A 23,886-nucleotide genomic window follows, 5' to 3' on the forward strand; every position below is an offset into this window, starting at 1 on the left:
TATCAGTTATCAGTCTAGTAGGTTGGGTTAAGCGGCAGCGCAACCCAACAAAAATCTACATCTAAATCAATAAATAAGTGCTGGGTTTCACCGCGTTCTACCCAACCTACGAAATGGTTATTTTTTATTATTAGGAATTATGCAACTCACTATCTTAATTTAACTCTTTCATATATTCTAAATAAGATTCTATGACATCCTTAATATTTTCTAATGCCTCAGCTTCAGTTTCTCCTTGAGACCAACATCCAGGTAAATAAGGACACCAAACAGCATATCCTTCATCAGTTTGTTTGAGTTTAACTGGGTATCGCATCTTTTTTCAGTTATCAGTTATCAGTTATCAGTTATCAGTAAAAAATTTAAAGTTTATTGTAATGCTTGAATTGTACTTAGAATCACGGGTTGCTCAAATTGTAGAACAGTCCAGTAGGGTGTGTTAGCGAAGCGTAACGCACCATTTTTTAGGAAAGCTTATTCCACCCCACAGATTACTTGATAAGTAATTCTTTGTGTAATTTTTTAACAGAACACATAGTGGTGCGTTACGGCTAACGCCTAACGCACCCTACTAGACTAGACTCCCCTACTCCCCTACTCCCTCACTCCCCTAATCTCCATCCGAGAGTATTTGTAGACGAATCATTTGGTCATTGACTTCACCTAGGCGTATTTCAATTACATTATTGGATAGTTTGTCTAAACACCCTAACAAATGTCGTAAATGAGGTGTACTAGCACCAGTATCAACAAATAACCGTTCTGATAGATTACCTACTCGTTTCCAGGTGCTGTAAAGTTTAGCAGTTGTTGCTTCTAGTTGACCAGATTGTTTTACTAGATCGGCGACTACATTCAGACATTCTAATCTCAAAGCTTCTTCTAGTACCATTTCCATGTCTAACGGTGATTCATTCAATGCTTGAACTTTTGCTGCTGCATCAAGATATTTAGAAAGGTTTTTGGCATCTGAGGTCAATTGCTTAACGGTATCTAACTCAGGATTTTCGACGATCTCCTCTTGAATTGCGCTCACATGAGATTCTGGTAATTTTTCCATTTCTCGCACTAGGGGAGCTAAATAATGTGGTGGCATAGAACCGGATGTGGCCTTTTCTTTAATTTCGTCGGGGAGTAAATCTGAACTAATGGCCATCCATTCATCTGCTAGTTGTTTGACTTCTCGTCTAGTGATGCGATCGCCTTTTTTAGCAGCATCTGTCACCATTTCTTGGACTTCTGGAACAGATTTTGCTGTTTCTACAAAAGCCCGTTTACTAAAATTATTAATGGAGTCTGGGTCTAAATGTCCTTCTGCAATTAAAGTATCAGCACTATTGGCCAATTCTATGAGGGCATAAGCTTGACTCTTGTTGATTTCTCTTTCCTTGAGCCAATTTAGAAATCCGCTACCTCGCCCATCGCCTCCTATTTTTTCTCGGTCTCTGATTATTCTTAAGATGCGTCCCCGCCAGATTTCTGTCTGGAGGTCGAAGCGATCGCAAACTTTCCATGCTGTGTCTACTACTTTTTGAAAGTCTGAGTCTGGAATATTTTCATCTTCTGGGTCTGGTAGGTCCAAATCTAGCTCTGGAAAGTTATTGAGTGCTTCAGCAAGAGCTTCAGGAAATTGGGGAATTTCAGGCATAACAGGACAGTATCATAGCTCATAGTGCCGAAATATTATTGCATCAAATAGTGGGTAATACCAGAGGTGATGGATGTTTGCTACAAATGCTAAAAGTAAGGAAGAGGGAAGAAGGAAGAAGGAAGAAGAAAGAAATATTGAGGAAAAAAAGGTAAAAGTAAGGAAGAGGGAAGAAGAAAGAAATAAAAAAGGTAAAAATAATAGATATAACCCACATTCCGCACCACAAAATGTAGTATAGAAATATAAGTCAAAAGTTAAAAGTCAGAAGTCAAAAGTAAATTATAGTGGTCAATAGGAGTCAAGGATTCAGTAAGTATTTATGCTGACATATTTAACTGAGAAGCTGAAAATTAATGGCTAACAACTAATAACCTATTCAGCCATTACCTATTAGCCATTAAGCAATTAACTGATTAACTGATTTTATCTAACTAGGGCTTGCTGATTAAATCTAAAAGCATTGACATATAAAGACAAGTGCCTTTTTGGAGTCGAATTGCAGTGCGCCTGTTTCAGTCTAAAACGCTCATGCGTGTTAGTATTTTAGGCGCATAGTTGGGCAGAAAAATTAAGGGACAATTTTTACTTCTACCTCCTCGCTCATTCCCATTTCTCCCCTCCTGGGAGGGGTTAGGGTGGGTTTTTCCCTCCTGGGAGGGGTTAGGGTGGGTTTTTCCTCCTGGGAGGGGTTAGGGGTGGGTTGTCTCCTACCCCAGCAAAAAGACTTTCCATACGCAAACCCTAACTATTCTGAAATCACAGAATATCAGAAATTTCCAATGTGTTTGCTTCTTCTAATTTGGCGCGAGAAGACATCACACAAATGTTACTGCGCTCCATTCCTGAAGTAAACACATCTAACAAAGTTTGCTTCACATCCGCTACCGTAGCATTGAGCGATCGCTGATAACGTTCCTCTCGTACTTCAGGAGTTTTCCCTATCAAATAACGCTCTAAAGCTAAACTTGTAGCCATCTCTGGGCGTAACACTGGAGAATCATCCTGAATGGTAGCAATAATAGCTCGGTCAACATCAGTCTGAGTCCAATCTAAATCTTTGATGTAATCTATCAAACCTGCAAACACCTCAAGAGTACGACTAACATGAGGGTCTCGGTAAGAATACAAAGAAATCACCTTTCCTAACCCACTGTAAGAGCATCCAGCACCGTAAGCATTACCCTTCAAGCGAATTTCACTGAATAGATAACCCAAACCCAACAAATGAGCGCCCAATCCTAACAATGGAGATTTGGGATGGCTGAAGTGAGGTGCAGGCATAGTCTGAACGCAATATGCAACCTGTACAGGACCTGCCAAACCTTCCCGTAGATTGTAAATAGGATCGAAGCGATTAGGAAAATTCTCTCCTGGTTGTTGCTGTTGCTGCTGACTCCACTCTGAGATGGTTTTCTTCACCAGCTCATAACCATTGTCGGAACCAGTGAAACTAGCAGTTAAAGGTTGATTCGCAACATAATCGCGGATAGTTTCAACTTTAGTCATCAAATTTGCCCCATGCTCATCAAAGCGGTCGCATACTTTATTTAGCAACTCTAATTGAGGCAAACCGTTAATAATTTGGCTGATTTTAGCTTCTGCTGTCATGCCAGCGCCTGCACGCAACATGGCTGTATAGATACCATTGTAAACCAAATCCGAACTACTCTGAGCCAGAGACTGATTAACAACATCTCGTAGTCTAGCTGTGTCGCGAGGGTTGACTGCAAAAATCAAATCTCGCAATAAATCTAATGCCGGTTGTAGTTGTTCGTCAAGGGTTTTCAGAGTAACACGAAGTCCATATATAGGACGATAAGGGTCTTGAGCGTGAGTCCGCAACTGAGTTCTAAAATTAATTCCGCCTGTATAAGAAGCAATGCGTCGGGCAATATTTTCGTAATTCATATCTGCTGCACCCAACTTCCGCAAAGCATCTATATAAGTAGGTACATACAACCACAAATCTTCAGGCAACCCCCGCAGACTAAAATCTAGTTGTAAATAGTTTACTCCATTTGCCAACACATGGTTGCGTAATAGTGTCACTCCACCATCAATTTGTTCGACATCAGTAGGAATATCGTCTGGTTTGGGTGGTAAGTCGCTTACCTGTAGTTGAGGCAGTTTAGCTACTGCTTCTGGGTCGTTGGGAGTTCCTGACTCTACTTCTAGTGCCTCTGCTTCGTTAGCTATATGCTCTAGCTCTTCTGGAGTCAGTTGAGAACGTACCTGTTCCACTTGTGCTGCTACTTCTTGGTCATAAGTAGATTGCCATTCTTGGTCTGGCTTCAATACTAAAGTTAAACGGTGGGGGTTGTTGAGTAACTTTTCGTGGATGAGGTCGTTGAAATAATTAGGGTTTTCAAGATAACGTTGTTTGCATTCAAAGAGGCGATCGCCGATCTGCAAAAATGTTAATGGGTCGTTACCATAAATCCAAGTTTGCATCACCCGGAACAACATCCGCAAAGGATACATACTGGCAATTTCTTGATGTTGGTATGCTGCTTGTTGGAAAGCTGCTTCCACAAGATTAGGTTCAAATTCGGTTTCTGCAAGTTCTGTGAGAGTATTAATAATTAACTGACTGAACGCTTCACCACGGTCTGGTTCACTACCTTGAATACCAATATGAAAAGTAGTTTCCTTACCTACAGAGTCTACTCCAGACCTTAGTAAGTCTTGACCTATTTGAGACTCAACGATCGCCTTTTTCAATGGTGCCCCTTCATTTCCCAACAATATTCGGCTGAGAATATCCAAGGCCACCCATTCATCAGAGTTGGTGCTATCTCCCACCAACCATTTGAGCATAATATAAGTTTTCTCTTCTGCTGAGTCTGCGGCACTAATAGGATAAGAATTTTCTTGGAAACGGGGTTCGCTCCATTGAGACTGAGGAGTAATATTGATGTTGGGTTCGCGCCGTTCAAAAACATCTAACTTTCCAGCCAAAAATTGTAGATATTCTGGGGTGGCAATATTCCCATAGAAAACAAAGTAAGCATTACTAGGATGATAATAGTTAGCGTGAAACTCCCGGAAATCTTGGTAAGTGAGTTCGGGAATATTTTTTGGGTCGCCTCCGTATTCAAGGCCATAGATGTTATCAGGAAATAGACTTCGGTTGGCAATACTATCTAAGCGTTGTTCGGGGTCGGAAAAGGCACCACTCATCTCGTTGTAGACTACCCCAGTAAATTTTAGATCGCCTTGAGGGTTTTCTGGGTCGGCAGGAGCTAGATGGTGGCCTTCCCGTTTGAATGTGTTTTCAGTCAGCAGAGGATGAAATACTGCATCAAAGTATACTTCTGCCAGGTTGAATAAGTCTTGTTTGACTTTGCTGGAGACTGGATAATAAGTACAGTCCGGTCCGGTCATCGCATTAATGAAGGTTGCCGGACTCATTTTTAGCATTTCAAAAAATGGTTCCCGTACAGGGTATTTTTCTGAACCTGCTAAAACAGAATGTTCTAGGATGTGGGGTATTCCTGTGCTATTTGGCGGAGGAGTCGGAAAACTGATGGAAAACAAATTTTCAGCATCTTCTGAGTAGAGGTGTAGCAGTTTTGCACCAGTTTTCAGATGCTCTAGTTGATATGCCACTATCTGTTGTTGTTTGAGGGGGGTAATGGCTTTTACCTCAAAGCCTTCTAACTGTTGTCCAACTTCTAAGGTTCTTTCGCTTAATACTTGCATAGAAAATGAGTTGCGATTTTGTTTACTTTACTTAATTATCAGTGTAGGCTATTTCTCTAGTTCGGTTTATTCTCTGGCCAAGGGTGGTTTTCCAGGTAATATAATGTTTGGTTAAACAGTATATGTTTTAAGAATTTAGAATTTAGAATTTAGAATTTAGAATTTAGAATTATAGCGCTGTGCGCAGGCAACAGCTCATCTGGCAACAGGCAACAGGGGGAATAAAAAACCGATATTATAAGGCTTTTAGCTATTGGACATCTCTTGTAATTTGTAAATATGCCAGCGCACATTGCTATACCTCTTCTTATAAATTAAGAGGATTGGATAAAAGGATTTTTTTTCTTATTTAAGGGGAAAAAGCGGTGGAGGGATGGCTCCGAAACCTGCGCCATATCCATGAGACCAAGAGAAAAGAAATAATATTTCCTGATATTCAATTCCGTAACGGTTAAAACCCGAGGTAATTATCAATTATCCATTATCCATTATCAATTAATGAAGATCCGCTGTTCCCTATTCCCTAGCGCATAGCGCTATAGTATGAAATAATCAATAACAAATTAGCTACCATAGCAAACAAAGTTCTATGAAACGTTTTATTTCTCGTGTACTAGCTTTAGTTTTCGTTTGTGTAATAGGTTTGATGGGTTGTTCTAATAATCCCGCAACTTTAAGTGGGAATTATCAGCAAGACACGTTAGCTTTAATAAATACTTTAAAAACAGCTATTGAGTTACCTGAAAATACAGAAGATAAGGCGGAAGCTCAAGCACTAGCACGTCAAACAATTAATGATTATGCTTCTCGCTACCGACGTGATAATTCTGTATCGACTTTACCTTCTTTTACTACTATGAGAACTGCTCTTAATTCTTTAGCAGGGCATTATAGTTCTTATCCAAATCGTCCTGTGCCTGAAAAATTGAAGAAACGTTTAAATCAAGAATTTAGACAAGTAGAACTTGCTTTAAAACGGGGAGTGTAAGAATTTAGAATTTAGAATTTAGAATTTAGAATTACTTCTTCTTAATAAATTAAGAGGATTGGATAAAAGGATTTTTTTCTTCTCTTGGTCGAGGGATGGCGAGGCTTCTTCGCCATTTCTCGACCGCTTGTTTCTCCTTTAAAGGAGATGCTATAACGGGCAAGATGTCCGCACTCCAAATACTTTACCATTATTATGCATACCTAATTTACTTTCAATATGCTGTAATTTGTCCTATAAAGAATGTGAAAAAAATAAGTAACTCCTCAGTTTTTCGTAGCAACTATATAAATTCGGGTAACAATAATCCGAATTTTTTTTGTCAATTTGAAGATTTAAGAGTTATTGGACTACGCAAATAGGTGAAGACAATAAATTTGAGTCAAAAGAGGCATTGGTTAAGACATTTTTCAATCCTGTTAGTGGAGTGTTTCCGTAGGAAAAAATCTTGCTATTCCCAGAGCCACTATTCCCTAGCACATAGTGCTATACAATTTATTTTTCAACTATACTGAAAGACTAGCTATTGACCGAATAACTAATCAACAATTAGGTGTTATTCTATTTATTTATATGAGGAAATAAATTTAATTATTCTTATGAACAAAACTTATACTTCACAGAAAAAATTAAAGCAAAAAAACCTTATATAGTATATTAGGCACTTTATTTTGCCTAGTAGCAAACCCATTATTTTGGTATCAGCAACCAGCTCAAGCACAAACAGATAATTATTGTCGGTTGTCACCAGAAGCGATCGCTACAAAAGAAAATTTACGTCAAGCAGTCTTAGCTGGAAACAAAGAAGCAGAAAAGCAATATCAAGATATCTTGATTCAACACGGTAGAGAAGTAAATAACTGTCGCCTGAGAAACTGGCCAAGAACTCAAGGTATCTGGTTGCGACTATATCCTTGTGATGCTAGACCAGGAGAAATCGACAGAATACTCGACCATGTAGTTAATAAAGGCTACAATCAAGTTTACATAGAAGCTTTTTATGATGGACAAGTGCTTCTTCCCGCAGCAAATAATCCCACAGTTTGGCCGTCTGTACTGCGCGTCCCTGGTTATGAAAATGTCGATCTATTAGCTGAAAGTCTCAAAAAAACAGGCGTTCGTGGTTTGCGAGCTTATGCTTGGGTATTTACCATCAACTTTGGCTATACTTACTCTCAACTACCCAACCGTCAACAAGCTTTAGCTCGCAATGGTAAAGGTCAAACAACCCTTGATGTGATTCCAGACAATACAAGTTTGCACGACCAGTTAGGTGCAAGTCATGCTTTTCATACTTTTATTGACCCTTACAGTCCAGAAGCACGTCAAGATTATGCAGTTATGGTTAATGAGGTACTCAAACGTCAACCTCAAGGAGTTTTATTCGACTATGTTCGTTATTTGCGTGGAGTTGGGCCAGACTCTGTAGCGGATCAAGTAAAAGATTTATGGGTTTATGGTGAAGCTTCTAAGAAAGCTCTATTGCAACGTGCTCAAAATGAAGCAGGAAAGGAATTACTCACAAGATTTTTAGACAAAGGATATGTTACTTCTGGAGATATTTCTGCGGTTTCTGCTCGGGAAACTCCTAAGTGGCAAAATTTCTTTTCACCTGCTACTACTGCATCTGCTACTGGTAGACTACCGAAAGGAGGTTCGGGACGACAAGTTTGGGAATTGAGTGTTGCTCATGCAGCTCAAGGAATACTTGACTTTCTCAATGTGGCGACTCAACCAGTGAAACAAAAAGGTCTTTCTACTGGTGCTGTATTTTTTCCTGGTGGTAACAAAAGAGTACGCGATAATGGGTTTGACTCTCGACTCCAACCTTGGGATCAGTTTCCCGCTTCAATGGAATGGCATCCCATGTCTTATGGAACTTGTGGCGATCGCGACCCTAGTTGTATTGTTGCTCAAGTGGAGAGAGTTTTGAGCCTGGCACCTAGTGGGGTAGCAGTTATTCCGGCGATCGCTGGAATGTGGGGACAACCTTTTACTGGTCGCCCTTCCTTGGAGATCCAAATGCAAGCTATTAGAAGAGCAACTCCTCAGATTAATTCTATTAGTCATTTTTCTTATGGTTGGCAAAATGTGGAAGAAACCCGCGAACGTAAGTCTTGTCGATTATAAAGAAACGGTCAGCACTTTAGTAGTTAGAAGTATAGTAGTGGCGTGATACGCCTAAAATGTTGCAATAGTAGGGGCGGGTTCCGCGTATAGTAGGGGCGGGTTCCGCGTGAAGTTAATGGTTTCACCCACGACTGAGTAAACCCGCCCCCGCTAAAAATGTAGGGGTGGGTTCCGCGTATAGTAGGGGCGGGTTCCGCGTATAGTTAATGGTTTCACCCACGACTGAGTAAACCCGCCCCCGCCCCAATAGTCTAATGCACTACTGGACTAAGATGTAGTTTTCCCAGAATAATAAATGTAGGGGGGGTTCCGTATTAAATTAACAAGTCTTAACCATAAATCAGATGAACCCGCACCCAATTATATAGCGCACTATTTTAGATGTATCGGTCTACTATTGAAGTAGAAAGATCAAGAGATAATGAAAAAGAATAGTCAGTCCAGTAGGGTGCGTTAGAGAAGCGTAACGCACCGTTTTTCAAGGAAGGTTCAACAATGAATAATGAATAATGAATAATGAATAATTACCTCTCCTTGAAAAGAAGAGGATTGACAAATTCATGAAAATTTTTCTTTATTATCCCCTTAAAAGGGGAGGCGCATACCCACAATTTTTCGGTAAGCTACCCACAGATTGGTAATCAATTTCTTAAGATGATTTTTAATTAATAGTGGTGCGTTACGGCTAGATTATTGGTGCGGGGGCGGGTTCACCAGCTCCTGGGTAAAACCATTAACTTCACGCGGAACCCGCCCCTACCCGATGCAACATTTTAGGCGTGTCACGCTACTACTGGACTAGATAGGTTGTAATATTTTATTGTAGGGGTTGCTCTCCAAACCTAAGCACAAATTTTCACAAATCATTTAGGATTAGTATATCAGCGATCGAGATAATGAAAAAGAATAGAAAACAAAAATCAAGGAACAAAAAATTAGAGGAAAGAATAGAAAAGCTGAGACAACAAGGTTTTTATTTTCCTCCAAACATTCAATCTCCTAACAAAAAAACTCCTGAAAAAAAAACCAGATTAATCAGACGTATTGCAGATTGGTGGGAAACAACTCCTGTTGAGAAATTTTTAGAAGATATAGAATATCTGTTAAGAAATTCAGCAACTTTAGAAATTATTGGTTTGCTTGCTAATGCTGCTCTTATTGTTAGTTTGGTGAGCTGGTTAACAGGGTTTGAAAAACGAAAAGAAGAACAACTTTTTGCTACCTGGACTATTATTAATGAGGGTAAAGGCGATAAATCTGGGGTTGTGAAAACTGCAGTAGAACGATTACATAAAGATGGATTTGATTTATCTGGTCTACAACTTAATGAAACTAACCTCATTCAAGCTAACCTCAGTGAAGCTGACCTCAGTCAAGCTGACCTCAGTGAAGCTGACCTCATTTTCGCTAACCTCAGTGAAGCTGACCTCAGTCAAGCTGACCTCATTCAAGCTAACCTCAGTCAAGCTGACCTTAGTCAAGCTGACCTTAGTCAAGCTAACCTCAGTGAAGCTGACCTCAGTGTAGTTGACCTTAGTCAAGCTGACCTCAGTGTAGTTGACCTTAGTCAAGCTAACCTCTATGGAGCTGACCTCAGTGAAGCTGACCTCATTTTCGCTAACCTCAGTGTAGCTAACCTCAGTGTAGCTAACCTCAGTGAAGCTAACCTCTATGGAGCTTACCTTTTTGGTGCAGAAAACCTCAGTAATGCACAAATAAAATTAGCCTGCAATTGGAAAGAAGCAATTTATGTAAAGACTACAATAGCTGAAGGGAAATGGGTTCCTATAGATAAACAAGCTATAGACAAGCAAGCTAACCAAGAAAAAATAAAGGAAATTGAGCAAGATAAAGATTCCGAACCTGAAAATCCTCCCGATTGTTATAAATGGGACTAAAGACTAACAAAACCTTATTAAAAACTAAAAATTATGTATATATCTAAATATCTTATTTTACTCTTAATATCTTTACTTTCAGCCTGTACTTTTGAAACATCAAAAATCTCATCAGAAACAGAAACTTCCGACAAAAATTCTACATCTATAGTTACTCAAAATAGTGATTCTCAGTTAGTCAAAAATCTGGTAGAAAATTATCTGACAAAAACTCCTGTTGACACTGCAGCAACTCTAACTATTCCTCAAGCAAAACAAATTCAAAAGCAATTTATAGCAGAAATTAGTAAAAACTTAGGTCAAGTAGTTGGCTACAAAGCAGCATTAACTAATCCAAATGCTCAACAACGTTTTAATGTTTCTCAGCCTTTGCGAGGTGCTTTACTCGAAAAAATGTTCCTCGAAAGTGGTGCTGTAATTCCAGCTAAATTTGGCAGTCGTCCAATAGGCGAAGGTGATTTAATTGTTAGAGTTGGAAGTGCAGAAATTAATAATGCTAAAACTCCTAGAGAAACTTTAAAATATCTTGATGCAGTAATACCATTTATTGAATTAGCAGATTTAGTTTATAGTCAAGATTTAAAATTAGATGTACCTGCTCTTTTAGCTATTAATGTTGGGGCAAGAACAGGAATTTTAGGTAATCCTATTCCTTTAGCTGATACTGATGAATGGGAAAGTCGTTTAAAGAATCTAAACCTAGAAATATTAGATGAAACTGGTAAAGTATTAGTATCAGGAAATAGTAGTTCTTTATTAGGTAATCCGCTGAATGTTGTTCTCTGGATTAAAAATTCTTTACAAGCAGAAGGTAAACAGTTAAAAAAAGGGGATTTACTTTCTTTGGGGAGTATTACAAATTTTTTTACAGTTAAATCAAATACTACTATCCGCGCTCAATATAGAGGTTTAAATCCAAATGAAACTGTAGAAATATTTGTGAAGTTTGAATAGTATAGTCATTTCAGTTATCAGTTATCAGTTATCAGTTATCAGTTGTAAATAACGTAATATTCTTCCTTCTTCCTTCTTACTTCTTCTTTATTCCTTCTTCCTTATTCCTTCTTACTTCTTCCTTATTCCTTCTTACTTCTTCCTTATTCCTTCTTCCTTCTTCCTTCTTACTTCTTACTTCTTCTTTATTCCTTCTTCCTTATTCCTTCTTCCTTCTTCCTTCTTCCTTCTTCCATGAATAATTTTCTCACCCAACATTTTAGCCTACATAAAATAGTAGTAAGTTGGGTGGAGGAAGGTAAGTGTGTTTAGTGAGTCTAAACTGTTTAAGTTCATTAACTAGCAATATATCAACATTTATCTATGAACTTTTCGTTTTGTTTTATTATGCCAATAAGCAGTCATAACTTTAGGTTCTGGAAAACCCTGGACACAGACAACTCTCAATCCTCGCAGCACATCTATAAACCTTTTATAAGGAGTTCTGCATAAATTCTTATCAGTCAAAGTATAAGTAACTGCCCCATAACTAAATTGTCTATTACCATAAATTATGGCAACTTTCATCATAGGCAAACTAATAGCACGTTGTTGTTGTCGGCGTTCCAAATGATTAGTATCCTTAGGATTATGTACAGCGCTAATACAACCTAATTGTTGAATATTTTTGTCATTTTGAAGCACTAGACTGAGTTGGTGATTCATGTTCATTGTCCTCATTGAGTAAAGTTACTAGGTAAATCACAAGCAAAAAATTAAGCATAGTTTAATTGAATTGATGTCTAGAAATAGACTAATAGTTCAGCACAAAAAAAGAGATATGGAACAGCTTGCTTACTAATGGATAATGAATAAAAGCTTTTGTGTCGCTATTCCAGGCAATGTTCTAGATTAACTTTCAGTGAATTGAGAAATAAATCCCGGTAAAAACCACAGAGAATAAATATACTGTTTTATCCTTGACTGCGCAGGAGGATTAATAGATTTTTCTTCCGAAGTAGATATACCCTTAAAACCAGCTTAACAAAGCCTACAAAATTAGCAAGTTATACTACATTCTGTATAGCACAAGGCAACAGCTCATCTGGCAACAGGCAACAGGGGGAATACAAAAGGGTTTTCCTACGGAATGCTGCGCAAACAGCTTCTATTTATGTCAAACACCTTAATGCGTAGCGCTATAATTGCTAAAAATAGGCCACTTGTTACTACCACTGGCACCAATATTTCATCACTTCATAAGGTTGAAACTAAGTAGTGTTCTCGGAGCTTGGCATTAGTCGCATTGGAGATGTCTTTTGGAGTTTTGGAGAATCCATCAAAGAAATATTAACTCATCTGCCTAATAGTTTGGTAATTTTAAATTTATTCTCCCATGTAGGTCCCAAATAAATAACGAACAACTTGTAGTTATGTTAACCAGGTCTCAAATATATCTCTAGCCTTAAATCATAAAAATTTTCTATCTCTGCTTAACCCCAACTCAAATTGCCCAACTCCCTTATTTAATATGGTTAATCAAATTAAAATTCGTAACCCACGCACTGGTATAAATGATTATTTTATTACCCAAGTAACTGTAGAACAAATTGCTACTAAATGCCTCAATTTACGTTCTGCTCAAATTGAATGGGAAAAGTGTGGAATAGAACAACGTATTCAGGCAATGCAACAATGGAAAGAAATTATATTTTCTCACCGGGAAAAACTCACACAGGCATTAATCAATGATACAGGTAGACTAATAGAATCAAAACTAGAAATTGACTCTGTAGCTAATAGTATAGATAGATGGTGTAAGTTAGCACCGCAACTCTTATCAACTGAGTCAGTCAAAACTACAAAAATTCCATTTATTCAACTACAAAATCAATTTTCACCTTATCCATTAATTGGTATTATTAGTCCCTGGAATTTTCCCTTATTACTTTCTTTAATTGATGCAATTCCAGCTTTAATTGCTGGTTGTGCTGTGGCAATTAAACCAAGTGAAATTACTCCGAGATTTATCCAACCGCTGTTAGAAACTATTGCTAATATTCCCTTGTTGTGTGATGTTTTTACTTATATTGAAGGAGCTGGAGAAACTGGTGCAGCTTTAATAGAATATGTAGATTTTATTTGTTTTACTGGTAGTGTTGCTACAGGGAAAAAAGTTGCCGAAGCAGCAGCAAAAAGATTTATTCCAGCTTGTTTAGAGTTGGGAGGTAAAGACCCAGCAATAGTGTTAGCTTCAGCAGATTTAGAGTTAGCAACATCGGCACTTTTATGGGCTTCAGTTGTTAATGCAGGGCAGTCATGTTTGTCAATAGAACGTATTTATGTTGCCGAATCAATTTTGACAGAATTTATTACTAAACTTATCGAAAAAGCTAAAGGTCTGAAATTAGCTTATCCCAATATTGAATCTGGAGAAATCGGACCAATTATTTCCACAAAACAAGCTGAGATTATTAGAGAACATTTACAAGATGCTGTGGCTAAAGGTGCGGTTATTCATTGTGGAGGAAATGTCGAAAATTTAGATGGTGGTTTCTGGTGTTTGCCCACAGTTTTAGATCGTGTAAATCATAGTATGAAAATCATGACTGAGGAAACTTTTGGACCAATAATACCTGTGATGTCTTTTACTACTGTTGAAGAAGGGGTAAAATTAGCAAATGATACAATTTATGGATTAAGTGCTGCTGTTTTTGCTGGTTCTGAAGCTGAAGCTTTAGCAGTTGCTAGTCAGATAAATGCTGGAGGTATTAGTATTAATGATGCGGGTTTAACAGCATTGATTAATGAAGGAGAAAAAAATTCTTTTAAGTTTTCCGGTTTAGGTGCTTCTCGCATGGGAGTTGATGGTATGAAAAGATTTCTGCGGAAAAAAGCGATTTTAAATAAAGTAAATTCTATAATTAATCCTTGGTGGTTTAAAAGCTAATGAATGAATTATCTCTGAATAAAAAATTAATTGTTTTTTTGCTCAAAATATTACATATTTCTGTCTTGATTTTTACCTTGACTGGATGGCTCTTACCTCATAAATTGTTATTGATTTATTTAGTTTGGATACCACTAATGGTGATTCAATGGCAACTAAATCAAGGAACTTGTATATTGACAAATCTGGAAAATTATCTATTAGGTGAAACTAACAAACAAAAGTCAGAACAACAGGGTCAATTTGTGAAATCTTTGTTTTTAAATTTATGCGGTTTTGTACCAGCAGATAACTTTTTAAAATATTTGATTTATTGCACAATTTTTTCCTGTTGGAGTGTTGGATGTTATAAATTTTATCTGTATTATAGCGCTACGCGCTAGGGAACAGGGAACAGGGAACAGGGAACAGGGAACAGGGAACTGTAATACCATTTCTCAAAAACTTTTCTATATTTTCTTGAGTAGGGAAGTTAGGTAGGGACGTTGCATGCAACGTCCCTACAGGAAGATAACCCACCCCTAACCCCTCCCTGGAGGGGAAGTAAACCTAAAAAATAACGGGAGGAAGTACGCAGCGCCCGTTTTAACGGCTGGTTGAATAACGACACGCGGGTAATAAAGCGTAGTAAAAATCTGCTATACTTAGAGAAATAAGGAACAAGGTTTGTCGCCATGACATGACCGTGCTTTGCGGTGAGATTCCGGTGGACAGGAGACGGGGAATTGATTTCCTACGACGGCTGTTTGCGCAGCATTCCGCAGGAAAAGCAAGTAGGCAGCTAGAGCAGCGAGAAGATTGCTCCAACATTTTGAGTAAAACCACTCGTGAAAGCTATAAAAAAGTAAGCTCACAGCTAAATCTTTGATTTACGCCGAGGAGTTTAGAAGTCTGTTGACAGGCTTTAAGCAAATGTGGATTTATCCCATTTGCGGTGGACTAACCACAGAATCCAGGGTGTTTCAACCCCTGGAGATGTCAAATACGAATAATTAACATTAACTTATAAAGAAGGTGGTAGGTGGTAGTTGAAAAAACGATCTTCTTGCTTCAAAAATAAGGTGAGGTTCCATATTTTCTCTTCTTCCTTCTTCCTCCTTCCTTCTTCCTCCTTCCTCCTTCCTCCTTCCTCCTTCCTTCTTCCTTCTTCCCTCTTCCTTCTTCCTTACCTTATATAAGACCTTCTTTTCTCAACTTTTCAATAGTTGCACGTTGAGTTTCAATAAAATGTTTTCGTTCAACTACTCCACTATCCATAGTATTAGCAGGATAAGCATGAAACTGACGATAACTTTCTGCATAAATATCCCACCGTTGCCTTGCTAATAAATTTTTCATTCCTACTTGAGAGCGATAGTTGCGGAGAGCCATAATATCAATTTCAGTGTAGGTGGCCATGCTTTCCCCCGCACCCGTTTCCGCTAATATTAAACCTCGATAGTCGATAATTTTGGAACCCCCATCAACCGAAGCTTCAGGAATAGGAGTGTTGGCAATACCTGCAGTATTAGCAGATATCACATACATCATATTTTCCACAGCACGAGAAACTTTCGCTGCTTCTTTTGGCGATCGCGCTTGCCCATAAACTTCTGAAGTAGGATGCAGTAAAATTTCTGCCCCACGCATTGCCAAACATCGGGTAACCTCTGGAAATAAAATTTCATCGGAGGCAACAGCAGCAAAATTACCGATCGCTGTTTTGGCAACAGGAAATACTCCCTCTAAACCATAACAGTCCAGATATTTATCCCAAACATCGTGGGGAGTAGGAGCAAACATAGAATTGAGACGGCGATAGCGCAATACTATATTGCCACTGGGATCTATGAGAAAGCAGCTTTGAAAATATAATTCGGGAAAGTTGGGGTCAACTTCGTAAGCATTGCCCCCTAGAAAAATATCATTTTTTTGAGCAATCTCTCCCAGACGGTCGTAGATGGGGTCAGTCATTTCTAAACAAGCTTTATTTGCCCAACTTGTCAAAGACTCGGCCATCGGAAAACCTGTGAGAAAATATTCTGGCAGTAAAACTAATTTACAATTTAGGCCAATAAAGGCTTTGCTGGCAGCAATTTGTGCAGCTAGGTGGTTGATGGTTTGTTGAATCAGCGATCGCGCAGATTCCCGGTCGTTGGCCTGATTTACTGCTTTAGCCTTAACTTGAAGGGCCAAAGCCTGGAAAGGTTTCATTAGTTGATAATTGATAATGGATAATTGATAATTATCTCTGGTTAAAACTGTTACGGAATTGAATATAAGGAAATATTATTTCTTCTATTGGTCTCATGGATATGGCGAGGAGACCAGCTCTTGACAGAGGCGCTCCGAATGGCATCATCCCACCCTTCGGGAAGCTCCGAAGATCGACCGCTTTTTTCCCCTTAAAATGGGAGGTTTCAAGGCGCGAATTATTTAATCAGGACTTACGCAAAATAGCAAATCATATACCAGGTGTAGGGTCAAACGGCCGAAAGCTTGCGCAAAGCTCCGAATGGCGCCCCTACAGGAGTCAGGAGTCAACCCACCCCCAACCCCTCCCAGGAGGGGAGAATGAAGTTGAAAGAGGAGTAGAAGGATAAAGTTTTTCGGGGAGCGTAAAGGTCATGGACTTCTATCGCGCTCTTATCCGGACACGATATCATACCTCAAATTACCAACGCCAAAAAATCAAATCAATTATCCCAAAGAAATTATCAATTCTTTCCCCCTACTTTGTAGGGACGTTCCATGGAACGTCCCTACTGCCTACTATCTACTCCCTCTTTTCCGGAGATTTCTAATTATTAGTGAGAGGAGAATGGGGTTGATGAGAATTCTTACCCCACAAACTCCATTGACATCGCGGGTGAAGGTGAGATATAAAACCCATCATAGAAAAGATAAACAGTAACAAGAAAAAAGAAGAATAAATAATCTATATTATATCAATGATCCCTGTTCCCTGTTTTCTATTACCTTACAATCCAAATTGATTGTCAAACACCAAAAAAATAAGTGCTGTAGCATTAAATGAAAAATGATATTACTTGCCTAATTCCAATATTCTCAAATTGACATCCTCCCGACGCTGCACTTGCGTGACAGCGCGGGATTCCTAACCATCGCGCTATTAGGTCTTTCTGCTTCAATGCACCAGCCTCCAAGGTCGAGCCTCTTTTCGGTCTAAAGGCGCGCTCCACAGACTGACACTGCTAGCCCAGCAGCCAAATTTTAAGTCTAACACACTATTGAAAAAACCTCAAAATTGATTGGTTTTTCCTGCGGAATGCTGCGCAAACATCCCGACGCTCCCCTAATAGCTGCCGCTAGGCTCCGCCAACGGGAGAGCGCGGGTCTTCAACCAACGTTGAGATAAAAGGGGCAAAATTTTACGCCCCAGAAAAAATAACTGTAGTTAAAGTGTTAGGAGTAATGTACTCCCAGGCTCTCTTTGTGGACTATCGACTTTATAACATTAAGAAGGTTGGTCTTGATTCATCTGGCGTTCAATGGTTTGAATGGCCGCATTAAGTCCAGCTAATCTAGTTTCTAGATCGTCTCGCATCCACTTGAGGAATTTCAGTTTATTTTCCTGATGGACTTTTCGAGACTCTGGTTGAAAAAAGTCCCAGCCACAACAGGATTTAGCAAAGAATGGAAACATGGGTAATACTCTCAACTCATCTTTACTTAATATTTTGAAACAAAAATTCTAAAAATGGCAGATTCTATTCTAATTTATTTCTTAAGTATCAAAAATGAAGGCCATGCCAGTCATCAAAAATCTTTAGAAGTCCTTACTTCAAAAAGTAGAGAATTATATCTATATATACAGACTATATCATCTTCTTGGGTCTGTTTCTGTAAAATGCAAATAAGTATTCAATGGAACTTAATACCTCACCCTTAAGGACGGGGTTTAAATATAAGTAGTGTTCGCGATCGCATCCTTACTTAGTTTGATAGATTAATCACCGTTATTATTAACAGCGATCGCTCTCACTTTAATCTTTTTTTTTTCACATTAGATTGAGTTTATTAAACTCAAATTCATGCTAATTTTAGCACTTTCAAATATTGCTCAAAACTTGATTTCATGCTAAAATTTAGACTGTAATTTTTAGGCAAGAATTACAGTTATAATATAATCACTTATTAAATATAAAAAAACTCTAAATTTGCCTGAAAAATCTCAATAATATTTTGCATTTAATAAAGGAAATATGATTATGGTTGCTCAATCTCATATCTATTCATCACCTCTGCAACAAGCAATTGACCGTTATCCGCTAACTGTAACCCCTGAAACTCCCCTGGTAGACGTACTCAAACAAATGAGTATGTTACAAAGCAGTTGTGCAATGCCTGTAAATACACGGACAAATAGAAAAATAATTGATGAATCACCATTATCAAACCAAGAAAAAGCTACAAGTGTTTTAGTGGTAGAAAATAAATCAATAGAAAAAGAGCCAAAATTTTGTAATGTACAATCTTCTTTTTTATTAGGAATATTCACTGTCAGCGACCTTGTCAAACTAATTGCAACTGGTCAAGTTGGTAGTCTCAGCAATTTCTCAGAAAAAGTGAAGATAGCAGAAGTCATGTCATCTAATTTTGTGACTCTAAAAGAATCAGACGATCAAGATTTATTTACGGCTTTATCTTTGTTTCGCCAACATAAAATTAGTCATTTGCCAGTGCTAGATAGTATGGATAAAGTAGTTGGTGTTGTGACACCAGAAAGAATTCGTCAAGTACTGCAACCTTCTAATATTCTCAGGTTAAGAAGCGTAAATGAAGTCAAAAATGATTCTATTGCCGTCACAACTCCAGGAACGACATCGTTGTTGAAAGTTAGTCAATTGATGTCAGATAAACAAGTCAATAGTGTAATCGTAACACACAAGAAAAAAAGTAAAACACAAAGGACTGAAATTGAAAAACCTGTCGGTATAATTACAACAGATGATATTGCACAAGCCTATTTTATAAATCTTAGTTTGGCAACAACACCTGTAAAAAAAGTAATGAAAGAGCCAATTAATAGTTTGAAACAAACAGACTCTCTCTGGGATGCTCATAAAAAAATGTTGCAGGACCAGGTACAAATCTTAATAGTATGTGGTAAACAAGGAGAGTTTCTGGGAACAGTTAATCAGGCAAGCTTACTGCAAGTATTAGACCCGACAGTAATGTTTGGGTTAGTTAGAAAATTACGAAAAGATGTTAATCAACTGCAAGCAGAAAAATTTGAACTATTACGCACTAGAAATGCAGAATTAGAAAAAGAAGTGCAGGCACGAACGGCAGAAATACAAGCACAGCTAGAACGTGATCGCCTCCTAGCAAAAATAGCCCTTAGGATTCATCAATCTTTAGATATAGATGAAATTATTAATGCTGTAGTGACAGAAATTAAACAATTCCTCAAAACAGATAGAGTAGTGTTCTTTGAGATCGAAACAGCAAAAGCCGCTAAAGTAGTTGCTGAGTCAGTAGAAAAAAACTGCAATTCTTGGATAGGAGAAACAATTTCATCTGAATGCTTAACAAAGATGAAGCAAGATCAGATTCAGGCAGTTTCTGATATCACTCAAACAAATTTAAGTACAGAAAAAATTAGTGAGCTGGAAAAAAAACAGGTAAAAGCTTACTTAATAGTACCAATTTCCCAAGATGGACAACTATGGGGACTGATGTGTACCCAGGAATGTTCGGGAATTCGAGAGTGGCAACAATCTGAAATTGATTTGTTGAAGCAGCTAGCAACTCAGTTAGCGATCGCTATTCAACAGGCCCAACTTTATCAACAAGTACAAACTCTTAACACAGATTTAGAAAAACAAGTTCAAGACCGCACAGCAGAATTGGAACAAAAAGTGCGAGAACTACAGCAACTTAACATTCTCAAAGATGATTTTTTAAGTACCGTTTCCCATGAGTTAAGAACGCCTCTATCAAACATGAAAATGGCTATTCATATGTTGAACGTCTTTCCTATATCAGAACGCTGTAAACAATATTTAGATATTTTAGATACAGAGTGTAAAAGAGAAATTAACTTAATTACCGATCTGTTAGATTTACAGCGCTTAGAAGGTGGTATTGAACTTGCTTCTACAGATGTAATAGATTTAGCAAATTGGCTTCCCACTATTATAGATCCTTTTAAATCTAGAACTAAAGAACGCGAACAAACTCTAAAAGTTAAATGTCCTAAAAAACTCCCTCAGATCATGTCTAATAATAATAGTTTAAGCAGGATTTTAGCAGAACTTCTAAATAATGCCTGCAAGTATACTCAGAATGGTGGCGAAATCAAGTTTGTAGTTGAATGTAATCAGAAAAAAAGTAGCAAAAAAAGCCTTAAAGAAGTACCTCCTACAATCAAATTTTTGATTAGTAACCCGTCAGAAATTCCTGCCTCTGAGTTACCTAAAATATTTAATAAATTTTATCGAGTGCCTAATGCCGATCCTTGGAAACAAGGGGGTACAGGTTTAGGTTTAGCCCTAGTGAAAAAATTGGTAGAACAGCTCAATGGTAACCTATTAGTATCCAGTAGTAATGGTTGGACAACTTTTAAAGTGGAAATGCCCGTATGAAGTCAAAAGTTAAAAGTTAGAAGGTAGAAGTTAGAAGTTATATCAAATCCGTTTAATTGGACATAAAAAAATTCTTCAATCGCCATAACTACGCTCATCTTGTCTTATCTTTCTCCTCCTGAGGAGGTCCTCCTGAAGACTTAACCAATCTATAACTGTTTAACCGGATTTGATATTAGAAGTTAGAAGTTAAACTCGCAGCAATAATCAGAGCAGTAAACCTAATTTCTTGTTTGGGTGCGTAAGTCCTGATAAATTAATAACTGTAGTAAATAACTGCATTAACGGTGCATTCAGGGAAACAAAAACAACAACAAAATTCTAACTCTAGGGATTGGTCATGGCCCCTATGGCCTATTTTACCATTATACCCTTATGGACAAAGACGAACATTACGAAAGGAGATAGTCAAAGAGACCATCTGGGTTTTTGAACAACTTCAGGGTATCTTCTATGTTACTGTACCAATTCGGATGACAGTGGTAAGAATGATCGGAGGTGGTTTATTTGTTTATGCACCCATAGCACCAACACGAGAATGCATACGCCTTGTCAATGAATTGGTAGAAAAATATGGAGAAGTGCGCTACATTATTTTACCAACTATTTCAGGCTTAGAACATAAAGTATATGTGGGACCGTTTGCGAGAAAATTTCCCACGGCGGAAGTTTTTGTCACGCCCAACCAATGGAGTTTTCCTCTAAATTTACCCTTGAGTTGGTTGGGTTTGCCAAGGAACCGTACCTACCTACTCCCTGTGAACAGTGGAGATGCACCTTTTGCAGCAGAATTTGACTACGCAACTCTCGGGCCCCTTGATATTGGTTTTAAACCTTTTGCAGAAGTAGTATTTTGCCATAGTCCATCTCAAACTTTATTGGCGGTTGATACAGTTTTGTCTGTACCTACCGAACCCCCAGAAGTTTTGAATTTAGACTCCTATCCATTGTTGTTTCACGCCAAAGATGATGTGTCTGATGTAGTAGAAGATAATCCGATAAATAGATGTATAGGGTGGCAAAAAATATGTTTGTTTGCATTATATTTTCAGGTGGATGCTTTAGATGTAGTACCTACTGGGGAAATGTTGAAGAATGTGGTCAAAGCAAGCGATCGCTCGAAGCGTGCATATTTTGGTCTCTTACCGTGGCGTTGGAAGTCTGACTGGCAGCATTCTTTTACACAATTACGACAGGATGGGCGGTTGTTAGTTGCGCCTATATTGCAAACTCTGATTTTGAATCGCGATCCAAAACAGGTGATGGAGTGGGTTGAGAAAGTGGCAAGTTGGAATTTTCAGCAAATTATTCCTTGTCATTTTGATGCACCTATTCAGGCAAGTGGATATGAATTTAGGCAAGCGTTTAGTTTTTTAGAGGATAGTGGCGGGTATTTATCCGAGACAGATTTAAAGTTTTTGAGACAATTAGATGATAGGCTTAAAAAAATAGGGGCTTTACGTTAAAGCTGAAGAGCATTTTCTGATTTTCCCTATTAAGATAAATCAAAACTGATTTACAAACAATCCCACAAGTTTAACTTAAGCAAAAGGGTTAACTACTGAAGCCGAATAATTGGACACGCATTAGACAAATATTAATAAATGTTGAAAGTCTGCTTGTTGTCTGCTATCATGCGTTAATATAATCCTAAACCATGATCAAAGACTTTTTTCATGGCTTACCAGTTCAAATGCAATCAATCAAGACCAAACTCAAAGTTCAGCGTCAGCTAACATACAAGTGTGAGTGGTATGGCAGTGAGCTAATAATAGCAGATAGATTTTATCCAAGTTCTCAAATATGTTCTCACTGCGGACATCAACAGAAAATGTCGCTGAATGTAAGACTATATGAATGCAACAACTGCGGTTTCAAGGCAGACAGAGATTTTAATGCTGCTGTGAACCTAGAAAATTATGCACGTCAGTAGGTGGAGTTCTCACCGATTTCAAGCCTGTGGAGAAGATTAAGTTACAGACTGCGGTCAGTGGTCTTCTGAGAAACAGGAAGCTAGCTCTAAAGCTCATGCAATTCCCGCATGGGTAAGTTTGGGTAAGTTTAGTAGAACGGAATTACGATGAACATAATCAGAGTTGTTTTGATTGAAAAGCATGACTTAAGTCGTACTGGCTTAATGGCTGCGTTACAAATGTCTAAAGATATTCAAGTAGTTGGAGGTGCCGCTTCTGGGCAAGAAGGCTTAAAAATTGTGCAGGCAACTCAGCCGGATGTAGCAATAGTTGCTCTTAATCTACCTGATATGGATGGAGTTGAACTGACTCAGAAGTTGAAAGAAATATATGGAGACCGGGAAGATAAACAAACAAAAGTGTTAGTCTTAACAACAAAAGACAGCGAAGATACCGTAATAGCTGCTTTTAGTGCTGGTGCAGACTCATATAGTCTTAAGGATATCAATTTTAGTGATTTACTTAAGGCTATTGAGGTTACTAATGAAGGTAATAATTGGATCGACCCGGCGATCGCTAGTGTGGTAATTAACCAAGCTCAGGAAACTCCTGACGTTAATTCTCCAACTTCTCAACCACAACTCAAACTAAATGAGATGGACTGTGCGCCAGGAGGAGATGGAATAATTCAGATAGATCCTCTAACAGAAAGAGAATTAGAAGTATTACAGCTAATAGTTTCTGGATGTAGCAATGCTCAAATTGCTGAAAAGCTTTATATCACTATCGGAACTGTCAAAACCCATGTTCGTAGTATTTTAAATAAGCTGTGTGCTAACGATCGCACTCAAGCAGCAGTCCGTGCTTTGCGTTCTGGTTTAGTTAGTTAAGCTTGATCGATTTCCCATTAATAGTTATGCTTTCCATCTGCATTAGTCAAAGATGTCAGGGTGATTTAATAGTTTGAATAAAAATATTTTTTACTCAATCCTTTTCTATTTAAAATTCACCCCAACCAATTCTTGACTTATCCTATCTTGAAAAACACTTTATCCATTCAGGGAAAAGTATTTAATACCTTTTCCTTGAATTCTTTTTATAAAACAGTGGTTATACTAAAATGATTGAGAA

Annotated in this window: 16 protein-coding genes and 1 pseudogene; 11 read left to right on the top strand and 6 right to left on the bottom strand. The window is 38.1% G+C overall.

The features are described 5' to 3' along the window. Window positions 1–154: 154 nt before the first annotated feature. Window positions 155–316 carry a type II toxin-antitoxin system HicB family antitoxin gene (locus SAGCYANO_RS34635; RefSeq protein WP_202224198.1) on the bottom strand — a complete coding sequence of 54 codons (162 nt, stop codon included), beginning with the start codon at window positions 314–316 and terminating at the stop codon, window positions 155–157. Window positions 317–610: 294 nt separating this feature from the next. Next, a complete protein-coding gene (locus SAGCYANO_RS34640; RefSeq protein WP_202224199.1) occupies window positions 611–1,648 on the bottom strand; it encodes a hypothetical protein in 1,038 nt (345 codons plus the stop codon). 73 nt (window positions 1,649–1,721) lie between these two features. Between SAGCYANO_RS34640 and SAGCYANO_RS34645 the strand changes: the two genes are divergently transcribed. Continuing rightward, window positions 1,722–1,889, top strand: coding sequence for a hypothetical protein (locus SAGCYANO_RS34645; RefSeq protein WP_202224200.1), 168 nt, complete (start codon window positions 1,722–1,724; stop codon window positions 1,887–1,889). Between the two features lie 518 nt (window positions 1,890–2,407). Here SAGCYANO_RS34645 and SAGCYANO_RS34650 read toward each other — a convergent pair. Next, window positions 2,408–5,353, bottom strand: a complete 2,946-nt coding sequence (locus SAGCYANO_RS34650; protein WP_202224201.1) for an insulinase family protein — start codon at window positions 5,351–5,353, stop codon at window positions 2,408–2,410. 589 nt (window positions 5,354–5,942) lie between these two features. On the opposite strand from SAGCYANO_RS34650, the gene psb27 reads away from it, so the two are divergent. The 4 genes from psb27 (at window position 5,943) to SAGCYANO_RS34670 (ending at window position 11,323) form a co-directional block, all read left to right on the top strand. Further along, entirely contained in the window at window positions 5,943–6,341 is a 399-nt protein-coding gene (gene psb27 / locus SAGCYANO_RS34655) for a photosystem II protein Psb27 (RefSeq protein WP_202224202.1), read from the top strand. Window positions 6,342–7,082: 741 nt separating this feature from the next. Beyond that, a complete protein-coding gene (locus tag SAGCYANO_RS34660) occupies window positions 7,083–8,471 on the top strand; it encodes a hypothetical protein (RefSeq protein WP_237396983.1) in 1,389 nt (462 codons plus the stop codon). A gap of 896 nt (window positions 8,472–9,367) precedes the next feature. Beyond that, window positions 9,368–10,369, top strand: coding sequence for a pentapeptide repeat-containing protein (locus SAGCYANO_RS34665; RefSeq protein ID WP_202224203.1), 1,002 nt, complete (start codon window positions 9,368–9,370; stop codon window positions 10,367–10,369). A 33-nt stretch (window positions 10,370–10,402) separates the two neighbouring features. Further along, on the top strand, window positions 10,403–11,323 hold the full coding sequence (locus tag SAGCYANO_RS34670; RefSeq protein ID WP_237396984.1) for a 2-keto-4-pentenoate hydratase: 921 nt from the start codon (window positions 10,403–10,405) through the stop codon (window positions 11,321–11,323). 357 nt (window positions 11,324–11,680) lie between these two features. Here SAGCYANO_RS34670 and SAGCYANO_RS34675 read toward each other — a convergent pair whose 3' ends face one another. Then, the gene (locus SAGCYANO_RS34675) at window positions 11,681–12,028 is read right to left on the bottom strand and encodes a hypothetical protein (RefSeq protein WP_237396985.1); all 348 of its coding nucleotides are present in this window, start codon (window positions 12,026–12,028) and stop codon (window positions 11,681–11,683) included. An 805-nt stretch (window positions 12,029–12,833) separates the two neighbouring features. Between SAGCYANO_RS34675 and SAGCYANO_RS34680 the strand changes: the two genes are divergently transcribed. After that, window positions 12,834–14,252: an aldehyde dehydrogenase family protein gene (locus SAGCYANO_RS34680; protein WP_202224205.1), complete on the top strand. Its 1,419-nt coding sequence runs from the start codon at window positions 12,834–12,836 to the stop codon at window positions 14,250–14,252. Continuing rightward, the gene (locus SAGCYANO_RS34685; RefSeq protein ID WP_202224206.1) at window positions 14,252–14,635 is read left to right on the top strand and encodes a DUF2784 family protein; all 384 of its coding nucleotides are present in this window, start codon (window positions 14,252–14,254) and stop codon (window positions 14,633–14,635) included. The genes SAGCYANO_RS34680 and SAGCYANO_RS34685 overlap by 1 nt, the downstream gene beginning before the upstream one ends. Before the next feature lie 787 nt (window positions 14,636–15,422). On the opposite strand, the gene SAGCYANO_RS34690 is transcribed toward SAGCYANO_RS34685, so the two are convergent. Beyond that, window positions 15,423–16,445, bottom strand: coding sequence for a nitrilase-related carbon-nitrogen hydrolase (locus tag SAGCYANO_RS34690; protein ID WP_202224207.1), 1,023 nt, complete (start codon window positions 16,443–16,445; stop codon window positions 15,423–15,425). 1,264 nt (window positions 16,446–17,709) lie between these two features. Next, window positions 17,710–17,898, bottom strand: coding sequence for a hypothetical protein (locus tag SAGCYANO_RS34695; RefSeq protein WP_202224222.1), 189 nt, complete (start codon window positions 17,896–17,898; stop codon window positions 17,710–17,712). Between the two features lie 565 nt (window positions 17,899–18,463). Here SAGCYANO_RS34695 and SAGCYANO_RS34700 point away from each other — a divergent pair. The 4 genes and pseudogenes from SAGCYANO_RS34700 to SAGCYANO_RS34715 all read left to right on the top strand — a co-directional run bounded on the left by SAGCYANO_RS34700 (window position 18,464) and on the right by SAGCYANO_RS34715 (window position 23,645). Continuing rightward, complete coding sequence (locus SAGCYANO_RS34700; RefSeq protein WP_202224208.1) at window positions 18,464–20,842, top strand: CBS domain-containing protein; 2,379 nt, start codon at window positions 18,464–18,466, stop codon at window positions 20,840–20,842. A 287-nt stretch (window positions 20,843–21,129) separates the two neighbouring features. Beyond that, window positions 21,130–22,308: a DUF4336 domain-containing protein gene (locus SAGCYANO_RS34705; RefSeq protein ID WP_202224209.1), complete on the top strand. Its 1,179-nt coding sequence runs from the start codon at window positions 21,130–21,132 to the stop codon at window positions 22,306–22,308. Between the two features lie 257 nt (window positions 22,309–22,565). Next, a pseudogene (locus SAGCYANO_RS34710) lies at window positions 22,566–22,775 on the top strand (zinc ribbon domain-containing protein); the annotation flags it as partial. 147 nt (window positions 22,776–22,922) lie between these two features. Further along, complete coding sequence (locus tag SAGCYANO_RS34715) at window positions 22,923–23,645, top strand: response regulator transcription factor (RefSeq protein ID WP_202224211.1); 723 nt, start codon at window positions 22,923–22,925, stop codon at window positions 23,643–23,645. Window positions 23,646–23,886 lie beyond the last annotated feature (241 nt).

It is taken from the genome of Okeania sp. KiyG1, from assembly GCF_014132355.1.
Lineage (GTDB): Bacteria > Cyanobacteriota > Cyanobacteriia > Cyanobacteriales > Microcoleaceae > Okeania.

What these genes read in the sequence shown, in the direction of transcription:
- SAGCYANO_RS34635 (WP_202224198.1), bottom strand. Translation starts at nt 316, where the DNA reads ATGCGATACCCAGTTAAACTCAAACAAACTGATGAAGGATATGCTGTT.
- SAGCYANO_RS34640 (WP_202224199.1), bottom strand. Translation starts at nt 1,648, where the DNA reads ATGCCTGAAATTCCCCAATTTCCTGAAGCTCTTGCTGAAGCACTCAAT.
- SAGCYANO_RS34645 (WP_202224200.1), top strand. Translation starts at nt 1,722, where the DNA reads ATGTTTGCTACAAATGCTAAAAGTAAGGAAGAGGGAAGAAGGAAGAAG.
- SAGCYANO_RS34650 (WP_202224201.1), bottom strand. Translation starts at nt 5,353, where the DNA reads ATGCAAGTATTAAGCGAAAGAACCTTAGAAGTTGGACAACAGTTAGAA.
- psb27 (WP_202224202.1), top strand. Translation starts at nt 5,943, where the DNA reads ATGAAACGTTTTATTTCTCGTGTACTAGCTTTAGTTTTCGTTTGTGTA.
- SAGCYANO_RS34665 (WP_202224203.1), top strand. Translation starts at nt 9,368, where the DNA reads ATGAAAAAGAATAGAAAACAAAAATCAAGGAACAAAAAATTAGAGGAA.
- SAGCYANO_RS34670 (WP_237396984.1), top strand. Translation starts at nt 10,403, where the DNA reads ATGTATATATCTAAATATCTTATTTTACTCTTAATATCTTTACTTTCA.
- SAGCYANO_RS34675 (WP_237396985.1), bottom strand. Translation starts at nt 12,028, where the DNA reads ATGAATCACCAACTCAGTCTAGTGCTTCAAAATGACAAAAATATTCAA.
- SAGCYANO_RS34680 (WP_202224205.1), top strand. Translation starts at nt 12,834, where the DNA reads ATGGTTAATCAAATTAAAATTCGTAACCCACGCACTGGTATAAATGAT.
- SAGCYANO_RS34685 (WP_202224206.1), top strand. Translation starts at nt 14,252, where the DNA reads ATGAATGAATTATCTCTGAATAAAAAATTAATTGTTTTTTTGCTCAAA.
- SAGCYANO_RS34690 (WP_202224207.1), bottom strand. Translation starts at nt 16,445, where the DNA reads ATGAAACCTTTCCAGGCTTTGGCCCTTCAAGTTAAGGCTAAAGCAGTA.
- SAGCYANO_RS34695 (WP_202224222.1), bottom strand. Translation starts at nt 17,898, where the DNA reads ATGTTTCCATTCTTTGCTAAATCCTGTTGTGGCTGGGACTTTTTTCAA.
- SAGCYANO_RS34700 (WP_202224208.1), top strand. Translation starts at nt 18,464, where the DNA reads ATGGTTGCTCAATCTCATATCTATTCATCACCTCTGCAACAAGCAATT.
- SAGCYANO_RS34715 (WP_202224211.1), top strand. Translation starts at nt 22,923, where the DNA reads ATGAACATAATCAGAGTTGTTTTGATTGAAAAGCATGACTTAAGTCGT.